We start from the raw sequence: 22,659 nt of genomic DNA, 5'->3' as shown, positions 1-22,659 counted from the left end.
GGACCGGCCGCGGTCGGAGAGCGCGGCTAGTCGGGAGAGTAGGAGGGGTCGTCCGCGGCGTCGCGAACGACCAGGGTGGGGTCGCCGGGAAGGGCGACCCGCTGGGCCCGAAGCACCATGTGACCGGAGCGGGCCATGAGGAATCCGGCGGCGCCGGGGGCCGGGAAGGACGGGGCGGAGGCACCGGTGGTGTCCGGCCCGACCTGGTACTGGGAGCCGCCTCCGATGAGGCGGACGCGCTCGGCGGAGTCGTCGCCGGAGGCCGTGTCACCGGCGTTCTCCGCGACCTCGTTGGCGACGCGCCACGAGGTCTGGGCGACGTGGGCGGCGACCTCGTCCTTGACGCGGGCCGCCCGCTCCTCCTTCTCGCGCCTTTCGGCGTCGGCGCGCTCGACGGCGGAGGCCACGGCGGGCTCGTCGTCGGCACCCAGGATCGGCAGCCCCAGGGGGCCGCCGGGTTCGGTCACGGCGTCGATCCCGCCGCGTCCGACCGTGTCGTTCAGGCTCGTGGCCACGCTGTCGACCAGCGCGGACTCGCGCAGTGACTCGTCAGTGGAGTCGACGACCCCCTGACCGGTGCGGGCCACACCCGCGACCAGTCCGGTGGCACCGCGCGCGGTGTCGTCGACCGCCTGCCCGGTGTCGTGGACGACGGTGGCCACGGAGCTGTCCTCCAGCGCCGCCCCGACCCCGGTGTCCCGGAGGGCGTTCGCGGGAAGCGCGGACGCCTGCGGGACGACGGCGCCGGCGAGGGCCTCCGTGGAGGAGGCGGCCCGGCTGGCGGTGTCGGAGAGACGGGTGTCGCGCAGGTCGTCGGCGGCCTGCCCGGTGCGCTCGGCGAGTTCGCCGACGCCCAGGACGTCTCCGCCGAGGCCGCCGGAGTCGGAGCCGGTCTCGCTGTGCGCGACCCCCACCCCTCCGGCCAGCCAGGCGACGGCGACGATGCCGGACAGGAGCAGCAACCGAGCGTAGGCACCACGGGCGTTGCGAGCAGCGCGACTGGAGGAAACCAGCCACCCTCGGCTCGCGAGCACCATGGATGCCCCTTCGTTTCGTTACTGCTGGACGGTCCCGTGCGGCGGCGCCGCTGACGGTCGCACAGCGAGACCCCGGAGAACCGGAGACCTCGCCGAACTGAAAGCAACACTAGCATCACCGTGAGTGACCATGGGTGGAAAAAACGAACCGCGCCGAGATCTTCCCGACGCGGTCCGCCCGTCCCGTCCCCTATGGGAGGAATGCGGGTCAGCTCATGCCGACGAAACGGTCCAGCACCCGCACACCGAACTGGAGGCCGTCCACCGGGACGCGCTCGTCCACCCCGTGGAACATGCCCGCGAAGTCCAGCTCCGGGGGGAGCCGCAACGGCGCGAAACCGTAGTTGCGCACGCCCAGGCGGGAGAAGCTCTTGGCGTCCGTACCGCCCGACAGGCAGTAGGGGACGGCCTTGGCGCCCGGGTCCTCCGCCAGCAGGGACTCCGACATGGCGTTGACCAGGCCCCCGTCGAAGGAGGTCTCCACCGCGGGCAGGTGGTGGATGAAGTCGCGGCTGACCTTCGGGCCCAGCAACTCGTCGATCTTCGCGAAGTACGCGTCCTCGGTGCCGGGCAGGAAGCGCCCGTCCACCTGGGCGGTGGCCTCGCCCGGGATGACGTTGGCCTTGTACCCGCCGCCGAGCACGGTGGGGTTGAGGGTGTTGCGCAGGGTGGCGCCGATCATCTTGGCGATCGGCCCCAGCCGCGCCACCGTGGCGTCCACGTCCCTCTCGTCGAAGGGAATGCCGAACTCCTCGCAGATCTCCTCAAGGAAGGTCCGCACGGTGGGGGTGAGCTGCACGGGGAACTCGTGCTGCCCCAGCCGGGCCACGGCCGCCGCGAGCTCGGTGACGGCGTTGTCCCGGTTGGTCATCGAGCCGTGACCGGCGGTGCCGCGCGCGGTCAGCTTCATCCACGCGATGCCCTTCTCCGCCGTCTCCACGAGGTACAGGCGCCGGTTCTCGTTCACCGTGAAGGAGAAACCGCCGACCTCGCTGATCGCGGAGTCGCAGTCGGCGAACAGCTCGGGGTGCTCGTCCACCAGGTACTGCGCGCCCCAGGTCCCGCCCGCCTCCTCGTCGGCGAGGAAGGCCAGGACGATGTCGCGCGGGGGGCGGCGCCCCTCGCGCAGCCGCTGGCGGAGCATGGCCAGCACCATCGCGTTCATGTTCTTCATGTCGACCGCGCCCCGGCCCCACACACAGCCGTCGGCGACCTCGCCCGCGAACGGGTGGTGGGTCCAGTCCTCGGGTGCGGCGGGGACCACGTCGAGGTGGCCGTGGATGAGCAGCGGCGGGCGGGAGGAGTCCTCGCCCGAGATCCGCGCCACGACGTTGCTGCGCCCGGGGTGCTTCTCGTAGATCCGCGACTCCACCCCGACCTCGTCGAGCTTGGCGGCCACGTACTCCGCCGCCTTGCGCTCGCCCGGCCCGGAGTGGTCACCGTAGTTGGAGGTGTCGAACTCGATGAGCTCCCGGCACAGGTCGACGACCTCGACCTCGCCCGCGCTCGGTTGCCCGCCTGGTTCCACCATCTGGTTCTCCCATCTCAGGACGCACCTTTTGGCCTAGAGCCTGTCACGATGACCCCCCGCCGGAAAACTGGTTCGGACTCCCCCAGACCTTTGCTATGGTTAAACCTGTTCGGAGCGACAGACGCCGAACAGCCCGGTCCGGGTGGCGGAATAGGTAGACGCGCTAGCTTGAGGTGCTAGTGGCCGTTAAGGCTGTGGGGGTTCAAGTCCCCCCTCGGACACTCTTGACTTTCCTCTGAGGTGCGGATCGAAGGTGACTTCGGCCCGCACCTTCTTGCTGTCCGGCTCGTAGGTCGGCCGCAGGCCCCACGCCTCGTACAGGTGCGCCTCATCCTCGGGGCCCTCTCCAGAACCCCCACGATCTCGCCGAGTTCACGCACCATCTGCTCGTCGGCCTCTTCGCCCAGTCGCGCCGACCCCTTCAGACGAAGCGGTCCGGGGTGAGCGTGAGGGCGCGCACCCGGACCGCTGACACCGTCAAAGCCTCGCGGGGCGGCCCCGGTCGGCCCGAGTGGTACGCCACGAGCCGACCGGGAGCCACCGCGGACAGGGTGGGAGGGCCGGTTCCGCTACCGGGCGGAGTCGTCCGGTCCGGCTATCCAGCGGCGGTGAATCCACTCGCTCACCCAGAAGACCAGCGGCAGGCTCAGCAACACGGTCAGAATCCGCACCACCTGCACACCGACCACCTGGGCGCTGTCGAGGTCGAGGGCGATCGCCGCGGCCACCATCTCCCCCACACCACCGGGCACCAGCGCCAGCATCGACTCAGCGGGGTCCATGAGCCCCGTAGCGGCGAACAGCCATCCGAAGAGAAGCCCAGCGCCCAACACGACCGTCACCGCGAGCGTTCCGGGGCCGAGGATGCGTAGGAACCGCCGGAACACCTCCGGTCCGATGGTGGAACCGATGGCCGTGCCGATCAGCAACTGTCCGGTCAGGGAGATGACGACGGGCACCTCCGCGGCGAGGCCGAAGCCGAGGTTCACCGCGGCCGCTCCCACCAGACCTCCCGTGAGGGGCCACAGCGGCATACGGACCCATCGGAAGACGAGGGCGGCGCCCAGGGAACCCGCCATGACCGCGAGCAGGGGTAGCGGTGTCATGAACCCACCACCGCCAACACCACGGGCAGGAACACGAACACGATGGTCAACAGCCGGACCGCGTGCACGGTCATCACCACGTCCATCTGGGCTCCTTTGTCGATGGCCAGTGAAGTGACCTCGGCCAGGCCGCCCGGGGTGACGGCCAGGACAGCGGTGGCCGGGTCGACGTCGTAGCGGGCCATCAGCAGGGAGATGACCAGGAGGTTCACCAGGACGAGCCCGAGATAGGCGGCGATCACCGGGACGGCGACGGAAGCCGTGCTCGCCAGGGAGTCCATGGTGAGCACAACACCGCTGACCAGGCCGACCAGGAGCAGCCCGACATACCGCAGCGGTCGAGGGAAGGAGGTCGACCGCAGCCGCGGTGACCACTCGTGGTTGGCCAGGGCGGCACCGACGGCGCTCCCCAACAGCATTCCCGCGGGCACCCCCATCAGTTCGAGGAGCGAACCCACCACCACTGCCCCGGCCAGCGATCGCAGTACACCTAAGACCCGTCCCCAGCCGGGTTTGTCCGCTTGTGCCGTCACTTGACCTCAATCATTCATCGCTTCGAAACCTCGGCGTACCAGGCACGAAACCCTTGACAGGCGTTTTACCCTTGGAATACCTTTCATTCACTTGGTATACCAAAGGGGAGTGAATGTCCACCAGCAAGACTGATGTTCTCGTCGTGGGCGCCGGCAACGCCGCCATGTGCGCGGCTCACGCGGCCCGGGAACTCGGCAGGCGAGTCCTGGTCCTGGAAGCCGCACCCAAGGACCAGGCCGGCGGCAACAGCTACTTCACGGCGGGCGCCACGCGCATCACCCATGACGGCCTGGAGAGTCTCCTGGACCTCATCGAGCCCGATGAGCGACACGGCGACACGGAGGTACCGCCCTACTCCCGGGAGGAATACGCCGCGGACCTGAAGCGGGTGACCGACGGGCGCAACGACCCCGAGATGACCGCGACCCTGGTCTCGAACATCGCCGATGACATACGGTGGCTCGGTTCCAAGGGCCTTCGGTACCGCCTGATGTACGAGCGTCAGGCCTATGAGCGTCCCGACGGCGGCTACCTGTTCTGGGGCGGTCTGCACGTCGGAAACGTCGACGGCGGCGAAGGGCTGGTCCGCGATCACCACCGCGCGGCCGAGGAATCCGGCATCGAGATCCTCTTCAGTGCCCGTGCCCTCCGCCTGACCGAAACCGACGGCGTGGTCACCGGGGTGGTCTACGAACACGACGGCGAAGAGCACACCGTCCAGGCCGAGGCGACCATCCTGGGAAGCGGCGGCTTCGAAGCGAGCAAGGAGATGCGGGCCGAGCACATGGGTCCGCAGTGGCACCACGCCATCACCCGCGGAACCCCGTTCAACACCGGCACGATGCTGGCCGAGGCACTCAGGCTCGGTGCTGCCAAGGGCGGGGACTGGAGCTCCTGCCACGCCACTCAGTGGGACGCGGGTTTCACGGACAACGAGTCCAACTACGAAGTCACCAACCGACTGACCCGCCAGAGCTACCCACTGGGCATCATCGTCAATCGCGACGGCAAGCGCTTCCTCGACGAAGGCGCCGACTTCCGCAACCTCACCTACGCCAAGTACGGCAAGGAAGTACTCATGCAGCCGGGCGCCGTCGCCTGGCAGATCTTCGACGCACCGCTGCGTCCCATGCTCCGTCCGCAGGAGTACGAGGTCCCCGGCGTCGGCGAGCACATCGCCGACACACTGGAGGAGCTCGCCCGGCTCTCGGGGATCGACGAGGACGGACTCGTCGAGACCGTCCGGTCCTTCAACGACTCGATCCGCACCTCGGTGGCGTTCGATCCCAACGTCAAGGACGGCCGTTCGGCCGACACCACACCGCCCAAGTCCAACTGGGCCAACCCCATCTCCGAGGGTCCCTTCTACGCCTACCCCGTCACCTGCGGCATCACCTTCACCTTCGGCGGGCTCAAGGGCGACTCACAGGCGCGAGTGGTCCGTGAGGACGGATCGGTCATCCCGGGGCTCTACGCCTGCGGGGAGGCCCTGGGCGGCCTGTTCAGCGAGAACTACCCGGGCGGTTCCGGGCTGGCCGCGGGCATCGTCTTCGGCCGGATCGCGGGTCGGTCGGCGGCGTCATGACGGGCAGCACCCAGGTCGAAAGCGTCTACCAGCAGCTCCGCGCCCGCATCCTCGACGGGTCTCTCGACCAGGGATACGATCTCAACGAACGCGCCGTGGCCGACCTCGTCGGCACCTCGCGAACCCCGGTCCGGGAGGCCGTGGCGCGGCTGCTCGTGGACGGGTTGGCCGAACGGTTGGGCCGCCGGACCCGGGTGACCGTGTGGGACGGCGAGAAGATGGGCCAGCTCTACGAGATGCGCAAGATCCTGGAGTCGGAGGCCTGTCGACTCGCCGCGATGCGCAGGAGCGAGAACACGGTGAACCAGCTGGAGGCCAGCCTCGCCGAGCAGTCCGAGTTGACGGACCCTTCCGCCACCCTGCGCCGGGAGCTGAACTACAGGTTCCACCTGATCATCTGGCAGGCCAGCGGCAACCCGTTCCTCATCGAGGCGAACCAGAAGCACGGAGTGCAGTCGATGTCCATCCCCCCCACGACGCTGCGCACGGACCAGCGCTGGAGCGCGTCGCTCGACGAACACACGCGGATGGTCGACCACATCAGGGCGCACCGGGCCGAGGAGGCCGCCGACACCATGCGCGACCACATCGAGGCCGCGTTCCGGCAGCGGTGAACCCGCGCCGGCCGGCGATCCACGGTGATCGCCCCATCGGGGCCCCTCCGACCCGGCCGCCCCTGACACAACTCGAAGCGATCGAGTCCCCGGCTTGAGAACACCCCGAAGGCCGGGGCACACGGGGGGGTTCGGCGGAATACCGGTCTCACGTCCGGAAAGGACGATTGACACCCGACCGCTCCGCTGGGCCGTCCCCGAATCCTCCCGTGCTGAAGCTCGACCACGCCCGCGTCTTCCCCGTCGGACGACGTGGTGAAAACGATGGAAGAGGGTGAACATCGGAGGGGTCCGGCGCCTGGCACCCGACAGCCGATCCCCGCCCGTTCACGCGCCTCACCGCCCGGCCCGACAACGTTCCATCCGTCGCACACATCGAAATCGAATGGTTACACAGAAGTCCTCGGGTGCGGCACTCATAAGAGCTCGGCCCGTCCGGGCTAATTTTACCGGACAAGTGGTGCCAAACCCGGTCATTACATGATAACGTGACGCAGATCTCATGTTGCTTAGCGCTTCCCGAACATGGGTCGACCCTCCATCACGGAACTCCGCCTCCACGGAACTCCGCCTTATCACCATGCCCCCATATCCCGAAAGGGAGAACCATGCACACCCCCTCATCGCGCCCCGCAATCAATCGAGTAAGCAAGCGGAATCACCGCGTGCTGGTGGCCGCCGCGGCGATCGCCCCTCTCATTCTGGCGGGCTGTAGCGACAACGGCGGCGAATACCCCTCGAACTCCATCGAATACATCGTTCCCTACAACCCGGGTGGTGGAGCCGACCCCGTCGGCCGCCAGTTCGTCCAGATGCTGGAGTCGGAACTCAACGCCAGTGGAAACGTCATCAACGTGCCCGGCGGAGACGAGGCGGTCGGCATCACCCGACTGGCCGGCGCCGACGCCGACGGCTACACCCTGGGGCTCGGTACCTCCGGAGGATTCGTCGCCCAGCCCCTGGTCACCGGTGAGGCCCAGTACGAGACACCCTCGGACTTCACACCCCTGGCCAAGATGTCCGGCACACCCTACGGGCTGTTCGTCTCCCCGGATTCCGACTACGAGACGTTGGACGACCTGGTCGAGGCCGCCAAACGGAACCCGGGGGAGATCCAGATCAGCACGCCCGCCGGCATGGGCAACCCGGCTTTCGTCATCTACTACCTCGAAGAGCTGGCAGACATCGAGGTATCACTGGTCACCACCGCCGGCGGTACCGGGGAAGCGGCTCTGGAAGTCATGAGCGGACGCCTGGACGCCGTGGTCGGAAACGCCTCCGGGCAGTTGGGGCTGGTCGAGTCGGGTGACCTGCGGGCGATCGCCTACAGCGGCCCGGAGGACTACAGCGACTTCCTCCCCGACGCGGTCCAGTTCAACGAGGCCGGATACGACATCCCCTTCACTTCGGACTACATGACCATGGCCCCGGCCGGTCTGGAGGAGGACGTCGAGTCGGCCCTGCGTGAGGCCTCCGACGCCATCATCATGAGCGACGAGTGGGCCGATTGGGCCCGCGAGCAGGGCGTACTTCCCCACGTGGCCACGGGTGACGAGCTGGACGCCTACCTGGAGGAAATCCAGGCCAACATCGAGCACGGCATCGAACTCGGAAACGACCGCGATAACTGATGGCTGAGACCGAGAACGCCGGCCAAGCGTCGGAAAGATCATCGCAAGGGTTGCGGAACGATCCGAAACGATTGGGTCGCATTCTCTTCGGAGCCCTTTTCCTGGCCATTTTCGTCGGATACTACCTGGCGGGAAGAGAGCTCGACAACGGAACGTTGTCCCAACCGGGCCCGGGGATGATCCCCGGATGGGTCGGCATCGCCGGGGCGGTCATCTCCCTCATAGTGATCATCGAATCACTACTGGGACGCTCGGAATCGGGTCAGATCGATTTCCCTCGCGGGCGTGATCTCAAAGACGTCCTCATATTCACAGCCATGGTGGTCGTCTTTTACGCCGCGCTGATTCCGATCCTTGGTCAGTACATCGCATCGGCACTCTTCGCCACAGCATGCATTCGCGTGGTCGGCCGTGACTCATGGTTGAAATCCATTACTATCGGCGTTGCCATGGGAATCATCTTGACCCTCTTCTTCTCTGAGGCCCTGGGGATTCGACTGCCCAGCGGCATGATCATTCCGTAAGAGGCATAAACCATGGGAACTATTGAAGGCTTTCTTTACGGCCTCAACCTCGCGCTCTCTCCCGAGCTGCTGTTGGCGGCGTTCGTCGGTGCGCTGGCCGGCACGCTGATCGGTATCCTTCCCGGTCTCGGGCCGGTCGCCGGTGCCGCGCTGCTGCTACCGCTGACCTTCGCCTACGAGCCCGTGGTCGGCATGATCATGATCGCCGGCATCTACATCGGCACCCAGTTCGCGGGGTCGATGACGTCGATCCTGCTGAACATGCCCGGTGACGCGCAGTCCGTCGTCGCGACCTTCGACGGCCACCCGATGATGAAGAACGGCCGCGGTGGAGCGGCCCTGACCATCATGACCCTCGGGTCGTTCATATCCGGTCTGATCGGGTTGGCCATCGTGCTGCTGGTCCTGCCCGCGGTCACCGGCGTGGCCATGCGGTTCGGCCCGGCGGAGTTCTTCGCTCTGACCGCGGGCGGCCTGCTCGTCCTCGCCAGGATCTCCGGGGGATCGCTGGGGTCGGGGCTCCTACCGATGATCATCGGTGTGGCGCTGGCGACGATCGGGCTGGACGTCAACACCTCGACGAACCGCTTCACCTTCGGTCAGATCGACCTGACCCTGGGGGTCGCGCTGGCCAGTGTCGCGGTCGGTCTCTACGGTCTCTCCGAGCTGATGTTCATGCTCACCGGGGACTCCAAACGACCCAAACCCCGACGCCTCCGTCTGCGTGAACTGATTCCGACCAAGAAGGAGCTCGGCCGGTCGATCACACCCTGGGGACGCGGTTCCCTGATCGGCTTCGGGTTCGGGCTGATTCCTGGTCCGGCGGCCGCGCTCTCCACCTTCGCTTCGTACAAGGTCGAACAGACGGTCTCCAAGCACCGGAAGGAGTTGGGCACCGGAGCCGTGGAGGGCGTGGCCGGCCCGGAGGCGGCCAACTCCTCGGCCACCATCGGCAGTATCGTTCCGGTACTGATGCTGGGCATCCCGTTCTCCGCCACCCTGGCCCTGATGATCTCGGCCATGACCGTCCAGGGTGTCCAACCCGGTCCCCTGTTGGCGACCCAGCGGCCCGACCTCTTCTGGTCGGTGATCGCGTCCATCCTGGTCGCCAACGTCATGTTGCTTCTGCTGAACCTGCCCCTGATCGGGGTGTGGATCAAGCTCATCATGACCCCGATGCGCTACATGGTTCCGTTCATCGTCATCATCGCCTCCATCGGGGCCTACAGCATCAACAGCAACTTCATCGACCTGCACATCGTGCTGATCGCCGGACTCTTCGGATACTTCCTGAGGCTGCTCGACTTCTCTCCGGCCTCGCTGCTGGTGGGCCTGGTCCTGGGGTCGATGATCGAGCGCTACTTCGTCCAGGGAATGGTCACCTACCGAGGTGACTTCTGGGCGATGGTCGGTGCCTCCGGCATTTCGATCACCATCTGGGCCCTTGTGGTGGTCGTTCTGTTCGCCGGGCTCCTCAAGCCCGTCTGGACCGGTCTCAAACGCAGGGTGCGCGAGCCCGTCGCCTAGCGACGACAGGATGCCGCCGATCCCACGGCCGTGGCGGCTCCCCCGAGCACTCTGCCGGAACCGGCGCCAGGGGGATCGGACCACGCTCCAGGCGTGCTCCGGTCCCCCTTTCGAGCATCCCGGCGGGCGGCCGGACATCGTCTGTGGACACCGTGCTCGCGAAAGGCGTCCCGAAGGCGGACCAGAGGACCCTGCGCTCAGGTGAGGTGCTGCTTACCTTGGAGCCACAGGAGAGTCGGGCGTCTCTTCCCGGGACACCAACGAAGGCCCTGTTCACCAGGGCCTTCTTTGTCGCCCGGAACCGGCCCGCCGCGTTCCCGGCCGGCACCGTCCGAGAGTTCTCTCAGGGGTGATCCGTGGAACCGCTCGCTGACGACGATCCGCCGAGCATCGGCCGGTACCGGCTGCTGGGCCGGCTCGGCGCGGGCGGCATGGGCCGCGTGTACCTGGGACGGACCGAGGCGCGAAGCGTCGCGGTGAAGGTCATGCACGGCGCGGTGGTCGGTGAGCCGGGTTTCCGCAGGCGCTTCGCCCGTGAGGTGGAACTGGCGCGTCGAGTCTCGGGCCCGCACACCGCCTCGGTCCTCGACGCCGACCTGGGCACCGCGGCGCCCTGGCTGGTCACCGAGTACGTACCCGGGCCGACACTGTCCAGGACGGTTCAGCGGCACGGACCGCTCACCGTGGAGGCCACGCTCGCCCTCGCCGCTGGCCTGGCCGAGGCGCTGAGGTCGATCCACCTGGTCGGGGTCGTCCACCGCGACCTCAAGCCGGGCAACATCATCCTGTCCGAGGAGGGCCCCCGGGTCATCGACTTCGGGATCGCCAAGGCGCTGCGCGGGTCCTCCGAGATCTCACTCACCCCGCTCACGCCGCTGGGCGGCCGCTTCGGCACGCCGCCGTACATGTCCCCCGAACAGATGCTCGGGGAGGAGCTGGGACCGGCGTCGGACGTGTTCTCCCTGGGCAGCGTCCTGTACTACGCGGCGACCGGGGCGCCTCCGTTCGGCCGCAAGGGGCTGGCGGTCATCCAGCGCGTGTTGGAGGCCGCACCCGACCTGTCCGCGCTCCCCGAGGACCTGCGCGACCTCGTCGGCTCCTGTCTGGCGCGGGAGCCCGCGAACCGCCCCGATCCGGACCGGTTGCTCGCCGAGCTGGGCGCGCGCCCGGGCGGCGAGGAGGACACCCCTCCCGTGATTCCCCCCGCGCCTCTCCCTCCCACGTCCGGACCCCCGACGCCCGGACCCCCGACGTCCGGACCCCCGTCGCCGCCGCCGACCGCGCTCTCCGTACCCGAGCGGGGGCGTCGGCGTCGGCTGGGAGCGGCTCTGGTCGGTGCGCTGGTGCTGTTGTCGGCCGGGGTCTACGTACTCGGCACGGATCGGGGCGACGCTCCGCCCACCGCCGAGGCCGGCCCCGACGAGGAGGAGACCGTCCCACCGGCCGCCTCCTCCGGGGACGCGGTTCCCGTCGAGGAGGACGACGGTCCCGATGTCGAGGACCTTCCCGCACCCGAGGCACCGGAGGACCCCTGCCGCCCCGAGGACGTCCTCGTCACCCTCGACTTCTCGGAGAGGGACCGCGAGGTGTACAGCGGGGGCTCACACCCCGGGTTCCGGGTGGTGGTGGTCAACACGGCCGCCCAGACCTGCACCGTGGACACGGGCCCCGGGGCGATCGAGCTCCTGGTGCACTCCGGCGACGACCGGGTCTACTCCTCGGCCGACTGCGTCGGGGGCACCGGCGAGGAGGAGCGCCAGCTCCTTCGGGGCGTTCCGCACGAGTACACCCTGACCTGGGACCTGGGGCGCTCCTCCGTCGACTGCGCGGACGTCGGCGCGCCCGCCGGGCCCGGTTGGTACAGGGCCAACCTGGTCGGCGACTACGCCAGCGGCGCCGACCAGCTCGTGTTCCAGCTCACGGGGTGAACCGCTCGGGGCGCTGCCGAGGGTCCGCGCCGCCTCCTCACGGAGACGGCGCGAACGCCGATCATCCCGCCGCGCGCCGGGGTGTGACGGCTTCGGCGAGTCTGCGCCAGAACCCCAGTGCCCTGACGTCGCCGACGGGCGGAGCCTCGGCGGGCGGCTGCGGGGCGGCGCTCCGCGCGGCGAAGCGCACGGGCAGCGACCGCAGGCCGCGCAGGTTGACGTTGGGCAGCCACCGGTGGCTCTCGGGCGGTGTGGCCAGGCGCAGGAGCGGGAGCCGCTCGAACACGGCGCCGATCGCGGTCTCGGCCATGTCCTGGGACAGGTCCCGACCGTAGTGGGGGCAGCGGTGCGCCCCCACCCCCCATGTCAGGTGAGCCCGGTTCGACGCGATCTCGTCCAGTGTCGAACCGGCGTACAGGTCCTCCGACGCCGCCGCGAACCCTGCCACGACGCAGTCCCCGGCGCGTACCTGGTAGCGGCCCAGGCTCAGGTCCTGGAGCGGAAAGCGGGCCACCATGGTCTCCAGCGGTGTGTGGCGGACCAGGACCAGGTTCACGGAGTCGGAGATCCGCATGACGGACCGCGCACGGGACACGTCGGTGTCGGTGAGCAGCTCGCGCAGGGCGGCGCCGATGGTGTGCGTGACCGGGTCCACCCCCGCCGAGAGCAGCAGGCCCAGTTGTGCCGCGGTCTCGGCCTCGGTCAGGCCCTGCTCCAGCAACAGGGTCGGCAGGGTGGTCTCGTCGGGCTCCTCACGGGCGGCCACCGCGACCTCGAACAGCAGCCGCCCCATGGCCTGCGCCGCCTCGGGGTCGCCCTGCCAGGTGCGGGTGGTCTGGTCGATGATCCGGGCGATCTGGTCCTGGGAGAGTCCGAACAGCGTCCCCATCACCATCAGGGGCAGCGGGACGCAGAAGTCGGCCACCAGGTCCGCGTGGCCCCGGGCGGCGAACCGGTCGATGAGGCCGTGCGAGACCTCGCTGATGTTGGCGGAGGTGCGACGCTCGTTCAGCCGATCGAAGGCGCGTAACAGGGAGCGGGAGAGGCGACGGTGTTCGTCACCGTCGGAGAACAGCGCGGTCGGCCGGTACTGCCATGCGGCGCGGATTCCGGAGTCGGCCGCGATGGTGCCGTCCTCCAGGTCGCGCCAGGTCCTCGGGTCCCGGGAGAACAGGTCGTCCCGGCCGAGGACGCGCCGGTTGAGGTCGTAGGACAGCAGCAGCCACCCGTGCACCCCCGGTTCCAGCTCCACGGGGGCGACGTCCCCGTAGGTGGCTCGCAGACTCCGCCAGAATTCGGCGCGGTCGCCCCGGACCGGCTCGTACAGCCGCACCCTCGGTGGTGTGGTCCGGCTCATCAGGACGCCACCGGGTCGGCGGGCTCACCGGGGGCGTTGGCCACCATGGTGTCCATGACCTGGTGGAGGAAGGTCGGCGGGGTGGGCGGCGTCCAACCGCCGCGCGCGGTCACACGCTCCGAGACCCGCTCGTGGGCCGCCTCCAACAGCATGGCCGCGGCCACGGGGTCGCGGTGGGTGAGGCGGCCGCCGTGCTTGACGATGTCACCGCCCACCATGACCGTGTCCAGGTCGGCGGGGCCGCAGTGCAGCACCAGCGTGTGGAGGGGGTTCACGATCGGGCGCTGGCCCAGCCCGCCCACACGCACCAGGAGCAGGTCCGCGTGCTTGCCGACGTCCAGGGAGCCGGTGACGTCGCCCAGGCCCAGGGCCCGGGCGCTGCCCAGAGTGGCGTGGTACAGGACCTGCCGGGGGGTGGCCGGCGCCCCGGTCAGGCCGACCAGACCGTCGGTCCCGAGCACGGGCAGGGAGGCCCGCAGGTTCTCCGCCTGGAGAGCGAGCCGCATCTGGGCCCAGGGGTCGCTGGAGTTGTTGGACTGGATGTCGGCTCCGAGGCCGACGTGCACGCCGGCGGCGGCGGCCCGCGCCCAGACGGGGCTTCCCATACCCATCTGGAGTTCGGTGTCCGGGGTGCTGCTGGTGGTGGCGCCCGCGTCCGCGAGCAGGCGCAGCTCGTGGTCGGTGCTGGTGTTGGCGTGGGAGTGCAGCTGCCCCGGCCCGAGGAGGCCGTGCCGGTGGTAGGTCTCGATCTCGGAGGTGCCGTGGCCGGGGCCCCACACGACGTTGGTGTGCGCGGTCAGCGACACGTCGAGGTCGGCGGCGAGGCGGAACTCGCCCTCGGTCTCCTTCCAGGGGCGCAGGCCCAGCTCGGTCAGGGCCACACCCATGGTGACGCGGTCCGTGCGCGCGTCGTTGCCGCTGAAGTGGGTGGAGCGGACGCGGCGGGCGTCGGCCCACCGCTGCTCGGCGTCGGTGAACACGGGGTTCGCGGTCGGCGGGTCGTACAGCCCGTAGAACCACCGGGCGCGGAGCCCGGCGTCGGTGACCGCTCGTACGGCCTCGTCCGCGTGGTCCGGGCTGAGCAGGGCGTGACTGTAGTCGCTGGTGGTGGTCACGCCGTTGTCCAGCGACGCCAGGGCGCCGACGTAGGTGCCGGCGTAGACGTCCTCTGCCCCGTGCTGGGCCGTGTGGTTCATGCGGATGCGCCAGAAGTAGTCCTTGAGGTCCCAGTCCGCGGTGAGGCCGCGCATGGTGGTCTGCCACAGGTGCTGGTGGGAGTCGACGAAGCCGGGCACCACCAGTCGGCCTCGGGCGTCGACGCGCTCGGCGTCGGCCCGATCCCACCCGGTGCCGATGGCGGTGATCACCCCGTCCTCGACCAGGACGTCCGTCCGCTCGCATTTCCCGTTCAGCGGGTCTCCGACCAGTACCAGTCCACCGGTGATGAGGGTCCGTTGTCGCGCCATGGGGGGCTGCCTCCGCCGCTTAGGGGGTGAGTGTGTGGCACGAGTATGGCCCCGGACACCGGCAGTGATCAACACTGTGTCGAGTGTAAATCGACAGTTTGTCGATCAGGCGGGGTCGGTGATGCCGATGGCCCGCAGCACGATCCCGGTGAGCGTGTCCAAATGCCGGTCGATCTCGGCGCCGGTCGGCGTCCCCGCACGGAACCTGCGGTAGTTGTTGCGCTCCACCATCCACGTGAGCGCGGCCGCCAGGTCGGCCGGGTCGTCGCCGGTGTCCACGGCCGTGCCCTGGGCCCGGTGCCGCTCGATCCACCCCTCCAGGAAGTGGGCGTAGGCCTCCATGGCCTGACGCCACACCGCGTCCGCGGCCGGGTCGTCGGCCGCCTCCACCACGGCCCTGAGGACGGCGCCGTGGTCCTGCCAGGAGCGCAGGACGTGGCGCAGCAGGGCGGCGATCTCCGCCCGGGGCGTCAGTTCCGGGGCCGCGTCCACCAGATCCTGCGGCGGCGTGCTCAGCTCGGCCAGCGTGCGGCGCAGCAGCGCGACGAAGACCTCCGACCGCGACCGGTAGTAGAAGTACAGGGTGGGCCGCGAGATCCCGGCGCCCTTCGCGATGTGGTCCACACTGATCCCGGTCAGCGGGGTCGTGCGCAGCAGCTCGTCCAGGCTGTCCAGGATCTGGGCCTCACGCTGGTCACCCCGCTCGTAGGGGGCCCGGGTGCCGCGGGCGGCCCGGCGCGGGGGCGGTGGGGTGGGAGTGCTCATGCCCCGATGCTAGGGCGTGCCCTCGGTGCGGCCTCTCCTCAGGACGGAGCGGGACGGCGCCCGGTTCCCGCGATGATCGGGCCGGGCGCCGTCCGCCCCGTGTCAGGCGTCGCCGGGGCGCCCCAGGGCGCGCCTGAGCACCTCGGCCAGGTGCAGCGGCTCGGCGTCGGTCTCCTGCCTGACCTGGGTGCGGCACGAGAATCCGTCCGCGAGCACGATGTCCCCCTCTCCGCGTGCGCGGATCGCCGGGAACAGCTCGCGCTCGCCCAGGTCACGCGAGAGGTCCGCGTGCCCCGGCTCGAAGCCCCAGTTGCCCGCGAGTCCGCAGCAGCCGGTCCGCACGGCACGCTCGTCGACCCCCACCGCGGACAGCAGGGCGGACGACGGCGCGGAGTCCCCCATGGAGCGCTCGTGGCAGTGCACCTGCGAGACGGCGCCGACGCGCAGCTCGCCGAACGGCCAGTCGCCCGGGTCTGCGTCCACCCCGGGCAGGTGTCGGGAGACCACCTCGGAGAAGGAGACGACGGACCGCTGGAGGCGCTCCGCGCGAGGGTCGCCGGGCAGCAGCTCGGTCAGTTCGTGCGCGAGCATCTCCCGGCATGAGGGTTCCAGGCCCACCACCGGGACGCCCGCCTCCACGTAGGGCTCCATCACCTCCACGCTGCGTCGCAACACCCGCTTGACCATGGCCAGCTGTCCCGTGGAGTGCCAGGTCAGACCACAGCACACGAACTCCCGGGGCATCAGGACCTCGTAGCCCAGCGCCTCCAGGACCTCCACCGCTGCGAGCCCGGGCCCGGAGTCCAGGTGGTTGGAGAAGGAGTCCGGCCACAGCACCAGGCGGGGCCGCGCCCCGCCGTCCGGGCCGTCCCCGGTCTCCCGAGGGGCCGCGGACGCGGCGGGCGCCGCACCGGCGCGGCCGCTGCGGCGGAACTCGGTCTGCAACGAGCGGGGCGCGAAGCGGATCATGCTCCGGGAGCGGTCGACCCCGGCGGCCGCCTTGACCATCCGTTCCAGGGCGGGGACCCGCATCAGGGCGTTGAGCGCCCGGGCCGCCCCCGGGACGCGGTGCATCAGCGCCGTCAGCGCGGGGAGCCACCCCATCGAGTAGTGCGTCATCGGCCGGAGCCGCCCCGAGTAGTGCTGGTTCAGGAACTCCGACTTGTACGTGGCCATGTCGACGTTCACCGGGCACTCGGACGCGCAGGCCTTGCAGGACAGGCACAGGTCCAGGGCCTCCCGCACCTCCTCGGAGCGGTGGCCGCCGGTGATCCGTTCGCCCCGGAGCATCTCGGACAGCAGGCGGGCCCGTCCCCGGGTGGAGTGCACCTCGTCCCCGGTGACCTGGAAGGAGGGGCACATCGCGCCTTCGTCGGAACGGCACGACCCGACTCCGACGCAGCGGTTGACGGCGTTGACCAAGGAGCCCTCGTCCCGGGAGAGCGCGTGCACCGGGGTGAGCTCGAAGCGGCGCTGTTCGGGTCCGGGGCGCAACCCCCGGTCGACGGGGTCGGGGTCGACGAGGACGCCCGGGTTGAAGAGCCCGTCGGGGTCGAAGACCTCCTTGAAACTCCGGAAGGCCGCCAGCATCTCGGGGCTGTACATGCGCGCCAGGAACTCGGAGCGCGCCCGCCCGTCACCGTGTTCGCCGGAGAGCGACCCGCCGTGGGAGGCCACCAGCGCGGCGGCGCTCTCCATGAAGGCGCGGAAGACGCGGTCGCCGCCCTCGTCCCTCAACGGGTAGGACACGCGGATGTGGACGCAGCCCTCGCCGAAGTGGCCGAAGGGGATGCCCCGGAGTCCGTGGGAGTCCAGCAGTTCGTAGAGGTCGCGCAGGTAGTCGGCGAGGTTCTCGGCGGGGACGGCGGAGTCCTCCCAACCGGGCCAGGCCTCGCCGCCGTCGGGCAGCCGAGTGACGATGCCCGCCCCCGCCTCGCGGATGCGCCAGAGCGCACGGGTCTGGGCCCGGTCGGTGACCACGGTGGAGGCCACCAGCGGACCGGACCCGGCGACCAGGCCCCGTGCCCGTTCCTCGGCCTCCGCGAGGGTCGCGCCGGTGGTCTCGCAGTAGAGCCACCCCCCGGCGGTGACGTCGCCCGGGGCGCCGCCGGGCAGCCCGGAACCGGCCCGTTCCTTGCCCGGCTGCGAACGCAGGGCGGCCAGGAGGTCGCCGCCCATGCCCTCGATGGTCGCCACGCCCTCCTGGCGCAGGCGCGGTGCCGCCGCCGCGGCGTCGAAGACGGTGGGGAAGGCCAGTACCGCCAGGGCCGTGGCCTTGGGGAGTTCCACGAGGGAGACGGTGAGCTCGGTGATCACACCGAGGGTGCCCTCCGATCCCGCCACGGCCTTGGCCACGTCGAAGCCGTTCTCCGGCAGCAGGTAGTGCAGACCGTAGCCGGAGACCTGTCGGGGGAAGCGGCCGAGTTCGAGGCGCAGCATCGCCAGGTGGCGGTCGCGCAGCCCGCGCAGCGCGGCGTCGATTCCCTCGTCGTCGGCGCCGCCGTGGTCGGAGCGCACCTCGCGGCCGTCCGCGAGCAGGGTGGTGATCGACACCAGGTTCGACGCGGAGGTCCCCCACGCCACCGAGTGGGAGCCGCAGGCGTTGTTGGCGACCATGCCGCCGATGGTGCACCGGGAGTGGGTGGAGGGGTCGGGGCCGTAGGTGAGACCGTGGGCGGCCGCGGCCTCCTTGAGCTGGTCGCAGACCACCCCCGGCTGGACGCGGGCGGTGCGCGCGACCGGGTCGATCTCCAGGACGCGGTTCATGCGCCGCGACGTGTCGATCACGAGCCCCTCGCCGATCGCGTTCCCGGCCACGGACGTCCCCCCGCCCCGGCCGACCACCGACCAGCCGCGCAGCCGGGCGAGCTCAACACCGGCGCGTACGTCGTCGGTGTCCCTCGGTTCCAGGACCGCCGCGGGGAACCGCCGGTAGAGCGACGCGTCGGAGGTGTAGGCGCCGCGCGTGGTCGTGTCGAGCCGCAGGCGGGGGCCCAGGAAGCGCTCGATCTCGGCGGCGCGGTCCCCGCCGGTGTCCGGCGCCCCGGGGAGGTCGGGAGCGGAGTCCAGGGTGCTGGTCACCGGTCACCCCTTCCGCCGGAGGTGGGTCCCTGTCCGGAACCGCCGTCGTCCTCGGACGGCTCGCCGTCTTCGGGGGGCGTGGCGTCGGGGTCCTCGGGGCGCTGGGCGCGCACCCTGGACGTGTACTGGAGCACGAACGCGCAGCAGGCGCAGAGCGCCGACCCGGTGAAGGCGACCGACGACGCGCTTCCGGAGAGCGCGGTGATCCAGCCGGGCTGGACCAGGAGCACACCGGCGAGCTGGCCGAACACCACGACGGCGCCGCTGAGCAGGAACACGGCCAGGCTGGCCCAGAACAGGAACCACACCGGGCGGAGTACGACTGATTTCATGATCTCTTCCTTCACGGTCACGCCGGGATCGGCAGCCAGCCCATACCGACGAGCCAGGCGATGGCGGCCATCGGAACCACGAACCAGACGGTGAGCGGGACGAACATCTTCACGGGTTTGGCCTTGGCGAACCCGGCCGCCATGAACAGGGGGGCTCCGATGGGCGGGGAGGCGCCCTCGGTGGAGGCGCACAGGAGCAGGGTGACGATGGCGATGGTCGGGTCGACACCGATGGAGGTCAGCGCGTAGATCGACGGCGCGCCGATCGCCGCCGCCGTCGCCGTCGCCGACAGGGGGGTGGCGACGATGACGACGATGACGCACACGAGGAGCACCATCAGGGCCGGGGAGACGTCGAGCGAGGTCATGAACCCGGCGAGCTGCTCACCGAGGCCGAGCGCCTCCATGACGTGCGCGGCCGCCAGCGCGGCGAACAGGGAGATGCCGACCGTGGCGAACTGGGGGATCTCGCCGATGATCCGGGAGCCCAGTTCGCGGGCGGAGGGCAGGTTGCGCCGCCCCTCGACGAGCGCGAAGGCGGTCACCAGGAGGGGGACCCAGACGATGATCGAGATGTTGCTCGTGCTCTCGCCCAGGATTCCGGGCTGGGAGAGCCAGGTGCTGAGCGGGCCGAAGGTGATCACCACGGGGAGCACGACGCCCAGGAAGATGAGGGTGGACTGCCATCCCCGGGCCAGTGACTCCCGTAGCGGGACGCGCTCGGACTTCGGCAGCGGGCGGCTGTCCGACCCCCGGGACCAGAGCCACACGACGGCCATGCGGTAGAGCACGCAGTAGCTGCCGGCCACCAGCAGCGCGACGTACACCGATCCGCCGGTGGCTCCGGCCGCCGCGGGCATGGCGAGCAGGATGAACATCGTGGAGTTGGGCGGGAGCGCCACGCCCAGGCCCGAGTTCCCGGCGACCAGGGTGGCCGACTTCTCCGGCGACCATCCGTTGCGCTTCATCCAGGGGATGGTGATCGACCCGACCGTGGCGGTGTTTCCGGCGGTGGAGCCCGCCACCATACCGACCATCGCGGAGCCGAGGGTCGAGACGTACCCGGGTCCGCCGCGGACACCGCCGAACGTGGAGTTGAGGATGTCGATCAACCGCCGGATCAGACCGGTCGAGGAGATCACCAGGCTCATGAAGACGAACGCCATCCCGGCGAAGGTGACCTCCGACTGGGAGGCGCCGAGCATGCCGTTCACTATCAGCTCGGGTGCCTGTAGTCCTCCGACGAGAGCGCAGGCGACGAAGGCCGCCACCAGCGCCTCGGAGATGGGTCGCCTCATCGGCACGTTCACGATGATCGTGACCACGATGAACACGATGAGGCTGACGATCCCTGCCCCCATGCTTTCTCCTCACTCGCAACACGCAGTGACTCCCGCCACATGCATGTAACATGTTACATACATCCAGATACCGCCAAATCCGGACATCTCCCTGTGGCAGGATGGGCAACCATGGACCGACTTCCCCACCGCGCGCCGTCGCTGACCGAACAGGTGATGGATCGGGTCCGGCAGGCGGTGGTCTCCCAGACCATGCGGCCGGGGGAGCTCTACAGCGTCCAGCGCCTGGCCGAGGAGATGGGCATCTCCCGCTCACCGGTCCGCGACGCCCTGGTGCGCCTGGAGGAGGCCGGACTCCTGGCCTTCGAGCGCAACCGGGGTTTCCGGGTGCTCCCCACCAAGCCGGAGGACGTGGCGGAGATCTTCTCGATACGGCTGGCCCTGGAGGTTCCGGCGGCCGCCCGGGCCGCGCGCGACGCGGACGCCGAGGACCTGGCCCGGATCGCCGCCGTCGAGGACGACATGCACGCCGCCGCCGCGAAGGGCGACGAGACCCTGTTCTTCGACCACGACGAACGCCTGCACGACACGATCATGCGGACCGGCCGGGCCGACCGCAGCGCGCGGATCGTCGCACGGCTGCGCATCCACACCCGCCTGCTCGGCGCGTCGACCGCCGGTGACGCCCGCACCCTGGACGACATCGACGCCGAGCACGCCCCGGTGCTGGCCGCCATCCGCAACCGCGATCCCGTCGCCGCCCGCGAGGCCATGGAACACCACCTGCGGGCCACCGGACGCCTGCTCGTGGAGCAGGCCTGCCGACGCCAGGGGCTGTCCCCGCAGGACGCGGAGCGCATCCTGGCCGGGTTCGAGGTCGGCGTGCCCGCCGCCCGGGACCACGCTGAGGGCCTCCCCGCCCCGACACCGGCGGACCGCTGACGCCCGCGACCCGCTTCGGAGAAAAACTCCGCCCCCGGAGAACTCCTCCGCCCCCGACGCCATCAGAACGCACAGAAAGAAACCACGGCACGAGCGGAGCTTCGGCAGGAACACCCCGGAACACCAGCCCATGGCCTGAAACCCGTCACGGGTGACCGGAAAACGGAACTCGATCACTCCGCACGGCGGCCCCGGAGCGCGCACGGGACCGACAGCGAGCACGAGTATCCGCAGGCCACAGCCGCTCCTGGGGCGCCCGGGCCCGCGCGGGGGAAACGCGCGAGAAGTACGCACACGGGCTGTTCGAGCCTTCACGAAAACCCCATGGTGAGCGCCTTCGGCATGCCCGGAAACCGCTACCAACCACTCGTTTCCACACCAAGGACACCTCCTCTCCGGGGAGAAAGGGATCGCATGAAGCGCAGTTTCCGTACCACCGTCCTGGCCGTCGCGACCTCCGGTCTGACGGTCGTCGGCTCTTCGGCGTGCTCCCCCGAGGACGTGGTCGACGCGGTGTCGGCGGACGACTCCGACTGGAGGGGCGAGGACGCGCTCATGGGACAGCTGGAGTACCTCGCCCCCGGTGAGTTCGTCATCGACGGCCAGGCCTTCTTCGTCAGCGAGGAGACCCGGTACGCGGGCGGCCTCAACGTCTGCCCCGCCGAGGACGGCCTCGACGACGTCGGCTTCGGCCTCGTCGAGTGCGATCTGGAGTCGTTCGAGGCGGCGGCCCGGGGAGACGTTCCGGTCCATGTCAAGGCCGAGGCGGAGCTGGGGGACGACGACGAGCTCGTCGCGGTGTCGGTCACCGAGTACGACAGCGCGACCCCGTACGACTCCGGAGCGACGGGCGCCCCCGAGGCGGCGCCGGGGGAGGGCACCGGGGGCGGGGCCGACGTGCGCGTGGCGGGCGAACTGGAGTACGTCTCCCCCGGCGAGTACTCCGTCAACGGCACGGCGTTCCACGTCGCCGAGGACACGGTGATCCACGCCGGGATCTACGCCTGCGCCGACGGCGTCCAGGACCCCGACACCGGTGTGGTGGCGTGCGACTTCGACGAGTTCGACGCCACCCTCTCGAACGGCGCCACCATCCTGGCCGAGGTCGAGGTGGTCGACGGGATCGCCACGTCGATCACCGAGTACGAGGTCGAGATGTACTGATCTGGGAGCTTCCCCCGCCGGTTCCGCGACGCGCGAGCCCGGCGGGGGCCGCCCCGTCCGTCCGCCGTTTCCGCGGACGCGGGTACCACCGGCCGGGGGGGGGCCGGGGCGCGGCCCCCCCCCCCCCCCCCCCCCCCCCCCCCCCGGCCCCCCCCCCCCCCCCCCCCCCCCGCGCGGCCCCCCGCCCCCCCCCCCCCCCCGGCCCCCCCCGCCGGCCCCCCCCCCGCCCGGGCC

General features: G+C 70.2%; 18 protein-coding genes and 1 tRNA gene. 9 read left to right on the top strand and 10 right to left on the bottom strand.

Features of this window, described 5'->3' with window-relative positions:
* Positions 1-26: 26 nt before the first annotated feature.
* Positions 27-1,037, bottom strand: coding sequence for a hypothetical protein (locus ACFYL4_RS11360; protein ID WP_357763508.1), 1,011 nt, complete (start codon positions 1,035-1,037; stop codon positions 27-29).
* Between the two features lie 208 nt (positions 1,038-1,245).
* Complete coding sequence (locus ACFYL4_RS11355) at positions 1,246-2,568, bottom strand: M20/M25/M40 family metallo-hydrolase (RefSeq protein ID WP_357763506.1); 1,323 nt, start codon at positions 2,566-2,568, stop codon at positions 1,246-1,248.
* 136 nt (positions 2,569-2,704) lie between these two features.
* Between ACFYL4_RS11355 and ACFYL4_RS11350 the strand changes: the two genes are divergently transcribed.
* A tRNA-Leu gene (locus ACFYL4_RS11350) sits at positions 2,705-2,789 on the top strand.
* Between the two features lie 348 nt (positions 2,790-3,137).
* Here the strand turns inward: ACFYL4_RS11350 and ACFYL4_RS11345 are convergent.
* Positions 3,138-3,674 (bottom strand): AbrB family transcriptional regulator, encoded by a 537-nt coding sequence (locus ACFYL4_RS11345; RefSeq protein WP_210840941.1) that lies wholly within the window; start codon positions 3,672-3,674, stop codon positions 3,138-3,140.
* Positions 3,671-4,207 (bottom strand): AbrB family transcriptional regulator, encoded by a 537-nt coding sequence (locus ACFYL4_RS11340; RefSeq protein ID WP_357763503.1) that lies wholly within the window; start codon positions 4,205-4,207, stop codon positions 3,671-3,673. Before ACFYL4_RS11340 ends, ACFYL4_RS11345 begins: the two co-directional genes overlap by 4 nt.
* A 113-nt stretch (positions 4,208-4,320) precedes the next feature.
* Here ACFYL4_RS11340 and tcuA point away from each other — a divergent pair, with 113 nt between their 5' ends.
* From tcuA to ACFYL4_RS11310, 6 genes are all read left to right on the top strand, one after another.
* Entirely contained in the window at positions 4,321-5,793 is a 1,473-nt protein-coding gene (gene tcuA / locus ACFYL4_RS11335) for an FAD-dependent tricarballylate dehydrogenase TcuA (RefSeq protein ID WP_387518236.1), read from the top strand.
* The gene (locus ACFYL4_RS11330; protein ID WP_357763497.1) at positions 5,790-6,407 is read left to right on the top strand and encodes a GntR family transcriptional regulator; all 618 of its coding nucleotides are present in this window, start codon (positions 5,790-5,792) and stop codon (positions 6,405-6,407) included. Before tcuA ends, ACFYL4_RS11330 begins: the two co-directional genes overlap by 4 nt.
* Before the next feature lie 665 nt (positions 6,408-7,072).
* A complete protein-coding gene (locus ACFYL4_RS11325; RefSeq protein WP_357763494.1) occupies positions 7,073-8,038 on the top strand; it encodes a tripartite tricarboxylate transporter substrate binding protein in 966 nt (321 codons plus the stop codon).
* A complete protein-coding gene (locus ACFYL4_RS11320) occupies positions 8,038-8,562 on the top strand; it encodes a tripartite tricarboxylate transporter TctB family protein (RefSeq protein WP_387518235.1) in 525 nt (174 codons plus the stop codon). The genes ACFYL4_RS11325 and ACFYL4_RS11320 overlap by 1 nt, the downstream gene beginning before the upstream one ends.
* A 12-nt stretch (positions 8,563-8,574) precedes the next feature.
* Positions 8,575-10,089 (top strand): tripartite tricarboxylate transporter permease, encoded by a 1,515-nt coding sequence (locus tag ACFYL4_RS11315; RefSeq protein ID WP_357763488.1) that lies wholly within the window; start codon positions 8,575-8,577, stop codon positions 10,087-10,089.
* 356 nt (positions 10,090-10,445) lie between these two features.
* Positions 10,446-12,017, top strand: a complete 1,572-nt coding sequence (locus ACFYL4_RS11310) for a serine/threonine-protein kinase (protein ID WP_387518234.1) — start codon at positions 10,446-10,448, stop codon at positions 12,015-12,017.
* 61 nt (positions 12,018-12,078) lie between these two features.
* Here the strand turns inward: ACFYL4_RS11310 and ACFYL4_RS11305 are convergent, their stop codons facing one another.
* The 6 genes from ACFYL4_RS11305 to ACFYL4_RS11280 all read right to left on the bottom strand — a co-directional run bounded on the left by ACFYL4_RS11305 (position 12,079) and on the right by ACFYL4_RS11280 (position 20,379).
* A complete protein-coding gene (locus ACFYL4_RS11305) occupies positions 12,079-13,374 on the bottom strand; it encodes a cytochrome P450 (RefSeq protein WP_357763483.1) in 1,296 nt (431 codons plus the stop codon).
* Positions 13,374-14,840: an amidohydrolase family protein gene (locus ACFYL4_RS11300; protein ID WP_357763480.1), complete on the bottom strand. Its 1,467-nt coding sequence runs from the start codon at positions 14,838-14,840 to the stop codon at positions 13,374-13,376. The genes ACFYL4_RS11305 and ACFYL4_RS11300 overlap by 1 nt, the downstream gene beginning before the upstream one ends.
* A 105-nt stretch (positions 14,841-14,945) precedes the next feature.
* Positions 14,946-15,605 (bottom strand): TetR/AcrR family transcriptional regulator, encoded by a 660-nt coding sequence (locus tag ACFYL4_RS11295; protein WP_357763477.1) that lies wholly within the window; start codon positions 15,603-15,605, stop codon positions 14,946-14,948.
* A 102-nt stretch (positions 15,606-15,707) separates the two neighbouring features.
* Entirely contained in the window at positions 15,708-18,686 is a 2,979-nt protein-coding gene (locus tag ACFYL4_RS11290) for an FAD-binding and (Fe-S)-binding domain-containing protein (protein ID WP_387518233.1), read from the bottom strand.
* Positions 18,683-19,018, bottom strand: coding sequence for a hypothetical protein (locus tag ACFYL4_RS11285; RefSeq protein WP_387518232.1), 336 nt, complete (start codon positions 19,016-19,018; stop codon positions 18,683-18,685). The genes ACFYL4_RS11290 and ACFYL4_RS11285 overlap by 4 nt, the downstream gene beginning before the upstream one ends.
* Positions 19,019-19,035: 17 nt before the next feature.
* Positions 19,036-20,379: a TRAP transporter large permease subunit gene (locus ACFYL4_RS11280; RefSeq protein WP_387518231.1), complete on the bottom strand. Its 1,344-nt coding sequence runs from the start codon at positions 20,377-20,379 to the stop codon at positions 19,036-19,038.
* A 111-nt stretch (positions 20,380-20,490) separates the two neighbouring features.
* Between ACFYL4_RS11280 and ACFYL4_RS11275 the strand changes: the two genes are divergently transcribed.
* The gene (locus tag ACFYL4_RS11275; RefSeq protein WP_357763466.1) at positions 20,491-21,261 is read left to right on the top strand and encodes a GntR family transcriptional regulator; all 771 of its coding nucleotides are present in this window, start codon (positions 20,491-20,493) and stop codon (positions 21,259-21,261) included.
* 414 nt (positions 21,262-21,675) lie between these two features.
* Positions 21,676-22,425, top strand: coding sequence for a hypothetical protein (locus tag ACFYL4_RS11270; protein ID WP_387518230.1), 750 nt, complete (start codon positions 21,676-21,678; stop codon positions 22,423-22,425).
* Positions 22,426-22,659: the final 234 nt, after the last annotated feature.

Source organism: Nocardiopsis sp. NPDC006938, assembly GCF_042869555.1.
GTDB lineage: Bacteria > Actinomycetota > Actinomycetes > Streptosporangiales > Streptosporangiaceae > Nocardiopsis.
Note: the sequence above shows the minus strand (reverse complement) of the source record. Positions and strands in the feature narration are given on the sequence as shown.